The 10,830-nt window shown below is 40.8% G+C and carries 10 protein-coding genes; 8 read left to right on the top strand and 2 right to left on the bottom strand.

Translation table 11 applies throughout. The features are described from left to right. Window positions 1-761: glutamine synthetase III (locus Q0J48_RS05400; protein WP_296242331.1), on the bottom strand; the 761-nt coding region annotated here is incomplete at its 3' end. A gap of 208 nt (window positions 762-969) precedes the next feature. On the opposite strand from Q0J48_RS05400, the gene Q0J48_RS05395 reads away from it, so the two are divergent. Beyond that, complete coding sequence (locus Q0J48_RS05395) at window positions 970-2,187, top strand: glutamine synthetase family protein (protein WP_296242330.1); 1,218 nt, start codon at window positions 970-972, stop codon at window positions 2,185-2,187. Continuing rightward, a complete protein-coding gene (locus tag Q0J48_RS05390; RefSeq protein ID WP_296242328.1) occupies window positions 2,187-2,753 on the top strand; it encodes an ANTAR domain-containing protein in 567 nt (188 codons plus the stop codon). The genes Q0J48_RS05395 and Q0J48_RS05390 overlap by 1 nt, the downstream gene beginning before the upstream one ends. A 50-nt stretch (window positions 2,754-2,803) precedes the next feature. Here the strand turns inward: Q0J48_RS05390 and Q0J48_RS05385 are convergent, their stop codons facing one another. Continuing rightward, entirely contained in the window at window positions 2,804-4,174 is a 1,371-nt protein-coding gene (locus tag Q0J48_RS05385; RefSeq protein ID WP_296242327.1) for a polysaccharide deacetylase family protein, read from the bottom strand. A gap of 233 nt (window positions 4,175-4,407) precedes the next feature. On the opposite strand from Q0J48_RS05385, the gene Q0J48_RS05380 reads away from it, so the two are divergent. The 6 genes from Q0J48_RS05380 (at window position 4,408) to Q0J48_RS05355 (ending at window position 10,761) form a co-directional block, all read left to right on the top strand. After that, complete coding sequence (locus Q0J48_RS05380) at window positions 4,408-6,036, top strand: Na/Pi cotransporter family protein (protein ID WP_296242326.1); 1,629 nt, start codon at window positions 4,408-4,410, stop codon at window positions 6,034-6,036. Window positions 6,037-6,153: 117 nt separating this feature from the next. Then, window positions 6,154-6,717, top strand: a complete 564-nt coding sequence (locus tag Q0J48_RS05375; protein ID WP_296242324.1) for a hypothetical protein — start codon at window positions 6,154-6,156, stop codon at window positions 6,715-6,717. Window positions 6,718-6,916: 199 nt separating this feature from the next. Continuing rightward, entirely contained in the window at window positions 6,917-8,011 is a 1,095-nt protein-coding gene (locus Q0J48_RS05370; protein ID WP_296242322.1) for a PepSY domain-containing protein, read from the top strand. After that, window positions 8,004-8,669: a polyphosphate polymerase domain-containing protein gene (locus tag Q0J48_RS05365; protein ID WP_183375353.1), complete on the top strand. Its 666-nt coding sequence runs from the start codon at window positions 8,004-8,006 to the stop codon at window positions 8,667-8,669. Before Q0J48_RS05370 ends, Q0J48_RS05365 begins: the two co-directional genes overlap by 8 nt. A gap of 9 nt (window positions 8,670-8,678) precedes the next feature. Then, on the top strand, window positions 8,679-9,353 hold the full coding sequence (locus tag Q0J48_RS05360) for a DUF4956 domain-containing protein (protein WP_183375352.1): 675 nt from the start codon (window positions 8,679-8,681) through the stop codon (window positions 9,351-9,353). Window position 9,354: 1 nt separating this feature from the next. Next, window positions 9,355-10,761, top strand: a complete 1,407-nt coding sequence (locus Q0J48_RS05355) for a CotH kinase family protein (RefSeq protein WP_296242319.1) — start codon at window positions 9,355-9,357, stop codon at window positions 10,759-10,761. Window positions 10,762-10,830: the final 69 nt, after the last annotated feature.

Genomic DNA, 10,830 nt, shown 5'->3' with positions numbered 1-10,830 from the left:
TCCCACAGTTGTTCATTCAAATCTTTCATGAAGGCCTGCACTCGGGATTTGATCGTTCCAAAATAGTGATCTTCCATTTCCTGCCCTTTAGGACAAGGGGCACCAAATAAGGTTCGTCCCGTATAGATCAAGTCTTTTCGCTTTGCGTAATACTCTTTATCGACCAGGAAATATTCTTGTTCCGGTCCTACGGTGGTCTTCACGGAGGTCACTTCTTCATTGCCAAAAAGCTTTAAGATTCGCAAAGCTTGCGTATTGATGGCCTCCATACTTCTCAGTAAAGGCGTCTTTTTATCTAAGGCATGTCCTGTATAAGAACAGAATGCGGTCGGAATGCAGAGGACATTATCTTTGATAAAGGCATAAGAAGTCGGATCCCAGGCGGTATATCCGCGGGCTTCGAAGGTCGCCCGAAGTCCTCCATTGGGAAAACTGGAAGCGTCCGGTTCTCCTTTGATCAATTCTTTTCCGGAAAAGGTCAATCGAACTTTTCCGCCTTCGATAGGATTGATGAATCCGTCGTGTTTTTCCGCCGTGACCCCAGTCATCGGCTGGAACCAGTGGGTATAATGGGTCGCTCCTTGCGATAAGGCCCATTCTTTCATCGCATGTGCGACGGCATTGGCGATTTTGGGATTTAACGGTTTGCCTTCCTGGATGGTTTTCTGCAGCTCACGATAGGTATCAGAAGCTAATCCCTCTCGCATACAATCTTCATTAAAAACTTTGGAACCAAAAATCTTTGTGATGTCTGTTGTCATATCGATTTCTCCTTTAAGAAAATAAAAAAAACGGCAAGAGCAGACAAGAAATCCATAGGATTTCTAAATTCTGGCATCTTTGCCGTTTTCTATGGTCTTTATTCTAATCAAAAAAAGGGGAAAGTCAACAGAAAATGAAAATTTTTGAAAATATTGAAACAAAATGTAATTTATTGTATAACCTAATCATAAAAAAGGGAGAAAGCTTATGTACACAAAACAAGATATCCTCGATTATGTGGAAGAACAAAACGTCACCTTTATTCGTTTGGCCTATTTTGATGTTTTTGGAAAACAGAAAAACATTTCCATCTTGCCCAGAGAATTAAAACGCGCCTTTGAGGAAGGCATCAGTTTCGATGCCAGTGCCATCGATGGATTTGATCAAAATGTCCATAGCGATCTTTTCTTAGTTCCTAATCCGAACACTATGTCGATCTTACCTTGGCGTTCTTTAGATGGATCCGTGCTCCGCATGTATTGCGATATCCAGTATCCTGATGGAACCCCTTTCGAATTGGATACCCGATACTTATTAAAACAAACGATGGAAAAAGCTGTTGGAAAAGGGTATCAAATCGAGATTGGTTCCGAGTTTGAATTTTATTTATTTTTAGCGGACGAAGCCGGAAACAATACGTATATCCCCTTGGACAACGCCGGATATATGGATATTGCACCGGAAGATAACGGAGAAGATGTCCGCAAAAATATCTGTTTGACCTTGGAAGAAATGGGGCTCTATCCGGAAGCCAGCCATCATGAAGAGGGACCTGGTCAAAATGAGATTGATTTCCTGCACTCCCATCCATTACGCGCTGCCGATGATGCGGCGACCTTTAAATGGGTCGTAAAAACGACCGCCAAAGCCAACGGGCTGGTGGCAGATTTTAGTCCCAAACCGTTAGCGGAAGAAAGCGGCAACGGCATGCATATCAATATGTCGATTTCTTCTCAAGACAGCACAAAAGATCTGACCATGTCTTTTATGGCCGGAATCTTGCGTCGTTTAGCGGAGATCACCTTGTTTTTGAATCCTTCCGAAAAAAGCTACCAGCGATTGGGATCTTTTAAAGCGCCGGGCTATGTCAGCTGGTCGATTCAAAACCGCTCTCAAGCCATTCGCATCCCGGCGACCCGAAATCAAACCCAACGAATCGAGCTTCGCTCCCCGGACTGTCTATCGAACCCGTATCTTGCCTACAAGCTTCTGATCGAGGCCGGCTTAGAGGGAATCCAAGAAAATTTAGAACCGCAACCCAGTGTCGACCTCAATTTATTTGAAGCCGATGAAACGATCCTCTCGCAACTACAGCCTTTGCCTCGCAATCTTCAAGAGGCTTCAGAACTCGCAAGATCCAGTGATTTTGTGAAGCGAAACCTTCCGGAAGCAATCTGGCAAGCCTATATCACTTCTAAAGACTAATGCTTAAGATCTTAATCGTCAGTCCATCGCCTAAGCTTTCTAAACTTGTGCATGAGTTTATGCCAGAGGCTCAACAAATCCGTGTTTCTACTGCGCAGGAAGCACAAACAGTTTTGCGGCAGCAAACACTAGATCTATGCATCATCCAGCTGCCCCTTCCCAATGAGTTTGGAGTCCGCTTAGCCAGACAATGCGCCAGTCAATATCCGATCGGCGTCTTGTTGTTGACGAAAAAAGAAACATATGATCAAATCGTCTACCAAGTCAAAGAAGAAGGAATCTTCGTTCTGGGAATCCCTTGTCCCAAAGATATGATCTATCAGGCATTACGCTGTCTGGAAGCCAGCCGTATTCAAATCCAAAGAAGCATGATTCAAATAAAAAAGTTAAACAAAAAGCTCCACGATGATCGTCTAATCTACCAGGCAAAACTGGTCTTGATCGAACAATATCACTGGAGCGAAGAAAAAGCACACCACTACATTGAACAAGCAGCCATGAACTCCGGTCAAAAGAAATCCGTAGTAGCCCAAATGATCTTGGATAAAACGCTGATCAATCTCTAAAAAACATCCTCTGGAGCAATCTCCAGAGGATTGTTGTTTAAAATAAGTGTTTAATTGGTGGTCCCGTGATGACAGATATAAGAATCGTGTGTCAAAGGATAAAATTTGTAGCCGTGATCTTTATAGAATTGAATGATACTATCCAAAGCCTCGACCGTAGTATCTTTAGGACTCGAATCATGGAAAAGAAGATTGATATGATTCAATTCATCTGTACAGCTCATTTCTATGATTTGTTCTTTTGGAATGTTATTTCCTTCGGCATCTCCCGAACTAACGTTCCAGTCAAAATACTGATAGCCCTTCTCCGTGACCATATCCACCAGCTTGCTCATGATTCCTACGGAATAGTTAGCGCTGATACTGTTCGAAGATCCGCCTGGGAAACGTATAATCGTAGATTTTTCTCCCGTGATTTCTTCAACCATATCGCTGACAGCCTTTAAATCCGCAAAATAAGCATCCGTCGAAGAATAAACGCTGGCATAATCATGACTATATGTATGCAATCCGATCGTATGTCCTTGATCGTAAGCTTCTTTGATATACTCTCTGTGCGTATCGTCATATCCCGTCACAAAGAACGTGGCTTTTATCTTGTGCTTTTTCAAGATATCCAATATTTCTTTCGTGTTTTCACTAGGTCCATCATCAAAAGTCAAATACACCACTTTTTCTGAGTATTCAGGATTCTCCACTACTTCAATTTCCAAAGATTGATCAGTCGAATTGCCAGATCGGTCCGTTGCGGTGGCAGTAACAGTATATGTGTCCGGTGTATACATATCGATTGAACTCGTATCCACTTCCACCTTAGGTTCGGGATCTAGATCATCCTCTACTTTTATCTTGGAACGAACATCATCCGACGATCCTTGCATCACTTCGATACCCTTGACTTTTTTAAAGGTCGGGGGTTTTTCATCCTTCATGCGGTTCAATACCACTTCTTTTTTTGTACTGTTTCCGTAAGCGTCCTCGGCCACGACTTTGAGTTTTTGTTCTCCCACTCGATCAGGATCGGGTTCCTTTTCAAAAGAAAGCTCATATTTTGAATCATCCGATACTTTCTTCACAAATAATTCAGGAGTGATTTCTGTCTGCAGATCCACTTTTTTATCCTTTACTTCTAAATGTGGCGCTTGCGTATCTCGAACTGCGATATTCATAGGCCGCGTTTTATCTTTGAAGACATAGGTGATCGTGTAATCTCCCGGCTTTTTAGGATCGACCTTCCCTTCGATCTCTACACCTTTTTTCGTTCCAAAAACAATGTTTTGAATATTGTCATAAGGATCAAATTTACTATTTACTTCAAGCTCTAAACTGCTGTTTTTTAAGATGATTGGATTGTTATAAAAATAAATTCCAAATAATATATATACAACTGCAACTACTAAAATATACGATTTCCTTTTCATACTATCGTCCTTCGTATCTATTATTATATAGCAAATCACTAAAATAACCATCCCTTTCAGAAAACATTTACCAAATATTTAAATTTTATTTATTTTTAAGTTTTCTAAACAAAAATAGTGGGCATAAAACCGCGTTGAATTTTTTCGATATATTTCAAAAATGATTTGTCTTTTGCGCCATTTACTGAGAAAATGGCGTTGATACTCAAACAAATTTTTTAAGGGAGAACACTATGAACCTATCGTTGATCTTAGGACTTCTGGGAGGTCTCGCCCTATTTTTATATGGAATGCAGATGATGTCGGATGGTTTGGAAAAAGCTGCCGGCGACCGGTTGAAATCCATTCTTGAGAAACTGACATCCAATCGCTTTTTAGGCGTCTTGGTCGGCGCCGTGATCACAGCCATCATTCAATCCAGCAGCGCCACGACCGTCATGGTCATCGGTTTTGTCAACGCTCGGCTAATGACTTTGCGACAAGCGGTCTGGATCATCATGGGCGCCAACATTGGGACCACGATCACCGGCCAACTGGTGGCGTTAAATATCAGCGAGATCGCTCCGCTATTTGCGTTTGCCGGTGTCGTGATGATCGTCTTTTTAAAGAATCCAAAACTTCATTCTCTGGGTTCCATTGTTTCAGGTTTAGGGATCTTGTTTATCGGTATGGATATGATGTCGACATCGATGGAACCTTTACGAGAATCCGCTTTATTCATCTCCATGATCACCCGGTTTGCCAACCCGGCTATCGGTATCCTTGTCGGAGCACTATTCACAGCCTTGATTCAAAGCTCCTCGGCTTCCTTAGGAATCTTGCAGGCGCTGGCCAGAAGCGGTGTGATTGGGCTGCAAGGCTCTGTCTTTGTATTGTTTGGACAAAATATCGGGACCTGCATCACGGCCGTCTTGGCTTCGATTGGAACAAGCCGAGAAGCCAAACAAACTACGATCATTCATCTCAGCTTTAACATCATCGGTACAATTTTATTCACAACGATATGCATCCTGACTCCTTTGACAACTTTGGTAGAAAGCTGGACGCCGGACAATGCACCGCAGCAGATTGCCAATATGCATACGTTGTTCAATGTCGTTACGACCCTTGTGTTGTTGCCCTTTGGAACTTATCTGGCTGATTTTGCCCAACGTATTCTGCCTAGTGAAAAAATGGCCCTGGATTCAGAAGGCTTGATGTATCTGCAGCCATTACCCAAAGCCAATAAGATCGTAGGGGTATCGGCCATCAATGTGCAGCAGGTCCACGATGAAGTCATGCGGATGATGGATCTTGCCTATGCCAATGTCAGCGATGCCTTTGATCAGCTGATCCATTATCAGGAAGAGCGTTCTAAGTCCATCCAAAAAAGAGAAAAGACAGTGAACTTTTTAAATAATGCGATTTCCAATTATATTTCAGAAGTCTTTGGAAACGGAAATCTCAATCAGGAGACCTCACAAAATTTAACGGCTTACTATACTATGTTGGTCGATATCGAACGAATTTCGGACTATGCTATCAACATGGATCGCCAAGCTATTGTGATCTCTAAAGAAAAAAGTTCAGACGAAGAAAAAAAGATTCTAAAAAAGATGAAAAGCCGGACTTTCAAGATGCATGATTTGATCTTTGATCTCAAACAAGCGGGTGAATATAACGACCATATTGATGAAAATACCCAAGAATGGAGAAATATGCAGATCCAAGGATTAAAAAACAAAACAATATCCAGTGAATTAGGGATCTCTTTCTCCCGCATCTTGACCGATTATGACCGTATCAACGACCACGCTCTCAATCTTGCAGAAGAAATTGATAAAATCGATAACGAACTTTTTCAGCCCATGATATCGGATTAAAAAACTGCAATACAGCTTACCGTTAAATCTTTGTAAATTCCTTACCAGGCGAGTAATTTTCAGAATCCATCATGATATTTTATATACAGATATTCGCAGAGGAAGGAATTTCATACAATGAATTTAGATCATGAAAAAAATAAAGATTTAAGATATAAATGTGCTTTTTTCATTTTTATTCTGTTTGGTATTTTATTCTTTATAGGGATCCCGACTTTTTTTGTTTTCGCCTTCCAAGGGGGATTCGAAGAGGGGGTTGCCGGATATATAAAATCTGGCATGTCTTCTATTGTGCTGACAATATTTTTTCTTGCGATCATCATCACTTCCGTCACAAAACTAAACAAGATACGGTTGAAAATCGCATGGGGGATTGGCTTGATTTTGGGATCGCTTTTTTGCATTTGGTCAATCAAAAGTTTCATCCTGGACATTCCGTATCTTTTTGATTATGAGGAAGTATATTTATCGCAGCTGAAATTTGATTTCGATTCTAATTATGAATATTCCATTTTCTACAATGTAGAAGGTTATGATAAAAACCGCAAGTTTTATTCCTTCACCCTGAATAAAAACACCTATGATCTAGGAAAAGAGCAGTGCGATCAAAACAGAAACATAAGAGCTTTCATTGAATATCTTCCTCATACAAACACTGTAATGCATATCGAATTTCGATAACTTTTTCCCATCTCAAATATGCATAAAAACATATATTCTTTTTTCAGTTCAGATATTTCCGAATATTTGTTTAAATTCTGATTCCGAAGATTTTATTTTGCTTATTTTACGTTCTTTTTACATTTTCTTTTCTCTTTCTTAACATTTGATATCGATGTATTTTAGTACAATTAAATAAAGAGAAAAGGAGAACCAGAAGATGAAAAAGATTTATTTAACAGTTGCTTCTGTTGCCTGTTCGCTGGCAATTCTTCTGACTGGATGCAGTAGTGCACAGACCCCTAAAGAAGGGACTCTGGTACTGAGTCTAAATCCTCAGATCGAATTTCGCTACGATGAGCAAGGCAACGTCACTTCGCTGATAGGCTTGAACAAAGATGGACAAGCTATGGTGGATGAGTACGAATTCGAAGGAAAAGATTGTGAGACCGCTTTGAATGATGCGATGACCAAGATCAAATCAACAGGCTACTTGGATGATACGATCGATGGTAAAAAAAGAAATGTAGTCTTACAATTGATGCCTGGCTCTTATTTGCCTAGCGGATCCTTTTTAGGCGATTTAGAAGATATCCTCGGTACGCATGTATCTGAGAAAGAGAGAATTGTGATCATAGACAGTGATGACTACGATACAAACTATCAAGATAATACATATATTTCCTTAGACAAGGCCAAAGAGATTGCTTTGACCCAGGCAAAGGTGGATGCATCGAAAGCTCAGTTTTCAGAGAAAGAATTCGATTTCGATGATGGACTGGCAATCTATGAATTAGAATTCACGATTGATGGCGTTGAATACAAATACGATGTAGATGCGCGTACAGGGGTCGTGATCGCCGGACATAATTCAAAAGACATCCCAAAAGATGACACCGATTATGGTCCGCTGAATGACGGGGTCACAGATTATCATTCCACAGACTATGGAAAAGACAGTGATGGAGTGACAGATGTTGGAAATTCGGATTATGGTCCTTATAGTGACGGCATCACAGATTATGACGATACCGATTACGGGCCTCTCAATGATGGGGTCACGGATTACGAACAAACCGACTACAACGCTCCTGTACAGCAGCAAGCGCCAACATCAAATACAACTCCTAGTGCTCCTGCCGTACAAGCTCCAGTGCAGCAGCAGACTCCGACAGTCAACACGACTCCTCCTGCGAATTCTGGAGGTTCTGGCGGAGGAAGTTATAATAATTCTGATTACGGGGACAACTCAAACTATGGAGGAAATTCCGGATACGGAGGCAACTCCGGTTACGGAAACTCAGATTATGACTGATTGGCGTCAAGAATGTAAATACACTTTGACCAAGCCGCAGGCGTTGATGATTGAAAGGCGTCTGCGGCCTTTCTTAACGATGGACAAGCACGGGGACGAAAACGGATATTGGATCCACTCTCTTTATTTCGATACGCCTTTTGATCAATTTTATAAAGAAAAGCTCCAAGGCTACTTGATTCGTCAGAAATTTCGACTCCGTTATTATGGGGAAAAGCCGGACTTTATCCGCTTGGAAAACAAACGAAAACATGGCCCTCATGGTCAAAAGCGTTCGATCATCCTCAGCAAAGCGGAGGCTAACGACCTTTTAAATGGTGACATCCATTTTCTGTCCGAAAAAAAAGAACCTCTCGCCAAGGCATTTCTAATGGCATGGAACAGCGGAATGAGACCCAAGGTCATCGTATCGTATCAACGAAAAGCTTTTGTCTACCCTTATGGAAATGTCCGTATCACCCTGGATTCTAACATTCAAACTTCTCATGATATTTCTTGTTTCTTAGATGAATTCAAGCATTTTTCCATAGAAGATCATGTCATCATGGAAGTGAAATACGATGGCTATTTCCCAGATTTTCTTGCCGATTTATTAAATATAATCAATCCGCATAGACAAGCTTATTCAAAATATGCCATGTCCCGTTACTACGAATAGGAGGCCTTTATGGGATTCAACGATATTTTTAATACCGACTTCTTAAACCAATTTCCGACCCAGACCCTTTCTCAAATTCTGATCACCATGGGATTGGCATTCATTTTGGGAATTTCCATTGCGGTCATTTATAAACGGACACATACCGGTGTATTATACAGTGCAGATTTTGGGATCACATTGATTGCGATGTGTTTGATCACCGCCATGCTGATCATGTGTGTTGTTTCGAATGTCGTTTTATCGCTGGGTATGGTAGGGGCTCTTTCCATCGTCCGTTTTCGTACCGCAATCAAAGAACCGATGGATATCGTTTTCTTATTTTGGAGCTTGGCAGGCGGCATCATTTTGGCAGCCGGAGGCTATATCCTCGCTTTTGTAGGATCTTTGCTCATCAGTTTGGTTCTGCTTTGTCTTCGGGATCGAACTTATGTTCATACGCCTTATCTTTTGATCTTAAAAGTACAGGATAGTCAAAGTGCTGCTGATCTATCGAAACAAATCAAGGACAAGACCAAAAAGTCCCGGCTCAAGAGCCGTACCGCTCACAAAAATGAAATCGAACTGATTTATGAAGTCCGCATCGCGCCAGAAGAAGACCTGAATATCGTTTCTGATTTAGAAAAATCAGACGGAATCAAAGAAGCTTCATTAATTTCTTATAATGGTGAATTTTTAGGCTGATATGTATACGAAGAAATACTTTGACAAGATCGTTTTGATTGTATTTGCCATCGGTTTGGTCATTGCCCTTTTTTGGAAAACAACCCCTGTTATGGGCTATGAAAAATTATTATTTGATGACTCGTATGTTCATCAAATCAATCTTCAGGTCGATGATGTGGCCGCATTATGGGAAAAAGAAGAATACGTAATGGCAGATATAAAAATCGATGAGGAAACCATTGCCGGAGTCGGCTTGCGAATCAAAGGGAACAACTCGCTTTCTCTAAGCAAAGAATATGGATTGTCACGCTACAGCTATAAAATTGAATTTGATCATTATGAAGATGGCGTGACGTATCATGGCCTGGACAAACTTACTTTGGATGCTTCTTTTCAAGATAACAGTTATTTAAAAACCAAACTGGCTTATGATCTTTATCAGCGGATGGGTGTCTTAAGCCCTCTTTGTTCTTTTGCGTGGGTCACGATCAATCAGGAACCCATCGGGCTCTATGTCGTTATTGAAGAAATTGAGGATGGATTTTTAAAACGCCAGTACGGGAATTCTCATGGCCAATTGTATAAGCCTGACTACAAACGCCTGGAATACGATAATCGAGATATCGGGTTATGTTACTTGGGAGAAATGAGCACATCCTATCCGGGAATCTTTGATCATGCGAAAACGAACGCAGATCCAGAAGATAAAAAGAATCTGATCGAAAGCATCCGTCAGCTAAACTTAAACAAAAACCTCGAACAATATGTCGATGTCGATCATACCTTGCGATATTTTGTCGTCTTGGTTTTTACCATGAACTGGGACAGTTACATGGGTCCGACCGGTCATAATTACTATCTTTATGAAGAGCAAGGAAAAATACAAATACTTCCTTGGGATCAAAATCTTGGATTTGGAACGTATTGTTTTGAAATGACCGATCCGATACAGGACAATACGTATCTGATCAACTTTCCAATCTTAACGCCCTGGTATGAAAACGTTCTGGAAAACCGGCCTTTGTTTACAAATCTCGTAGAATCCTATCAGGATGAATATCTTGATTTATTTGACACCTTCCTGACCCAAAATATAGATAGTCAATGGCTCAAAACTTGGTTTTTAAAAGAATCTTCGATGATTGCGCCCTATGTCAAAAAAGATCCGAGCGCCTATGTATCTTTTGAGGAGCATGAACTTGCGGTCAGCACTTTATATCAGCTATGTGTAGACCGTTCCAAAAGTATTCGCAGCCAGCTTGAAGGATCCTCCGCAATCACTTTAAATGATCTTGAAGAAAATCCTAAACAAATTGAAACTTCCGTGAATATCCCAGATCTTGGCAATCTGCAGGATCTTGAGAACGCCTATGACAAAAATCAGATATTAAAGGAAAAACTGTTGTCAACTTCCCCAAAAGATTGATTCCTTTAAGAAATTATCAACGCTTCTACTTAAAGCGGTGAAAAACTTATTAAAGTTTCAAAGTTTTTG

This window comes from uncultured Faecalicoccus sp., assembly GCF_944325745.1.
GTDB lineage: Bacteria > Bacillota_I > Bacilli_A > Erysipelotrichales > Erysipelotrichaceae > Faecalicoccus.
This window is presented reverse-complemented; position numbering and strand designations above follow the sequence as displayed.

Excerpts from the sequence above, each read along its gene's own strand:
- Q0J48_RS05395 (WP_296242330.1), top strand. The coding sequence starts at position 970 with ATGTACACAAAACAAGATATCCTCGATTATGTGGAAGAACAAAACGTC.
- Q0J48_RS05390 (WP_296242328.1), top strand. The coding sequence starts at position 2,187 with ATGCTTAAGATCTTAATCGTCAGTCCATCGCCTAAGCTTTCTAAACTT.
- Q0J48_RS05385 (WP_296242327.1), bottom strand. The coding sequence starts at position 4,174 with ATGAAAAGGAAATCGTATATTTTAGTAGTTGCAGTTGTATATATATTA.
- Q0J48_RS05380 (WP_296242326.1), top strand. The coding sequence starts at position 4,408 with ATGAACCTATCGTTGATCTTAGGACTTCTGGGAGGTCTCGCCCTATTT.
- Q0J48_RS05375 (WP_296242324.1), top strand. The coding sequence starts at position 6,154 with ATGAATTTAGATCATGAAAAAAATAAAGATTTAAGATATAAATGTGCT.
- Q0J48_RS05370 (WP_296242322.1), top strand. The coding sequence starts at position 6,917 with ATGAAAAAGATTTATTTAACAGTTGCTTCTGTTGCCTGTTCGCTGGCA.
- Q0J48_RS05365 (WP_183375353.1), top strand. The coding sequence starts at position 8,004 with ATGACTGATTGGCGTCAAGAATGTAAATACACTTTGACCAAGCCGCAG.
- Q0J48_RS05360 (WP_183375352.1), top strand. The coding sequence starts at position 8,679 with ATGGGATTCAACGATATTTTTAATACCGACTTCTTAAACCAATTTCCG.
- Q0J48_RS05355 (WP_296242319.1), top strand. The coding sequence starts at position 9,355 with ATGTATACGAAGAAATACTTTGACAAGATCGTTTTGATTGTATTTGCC.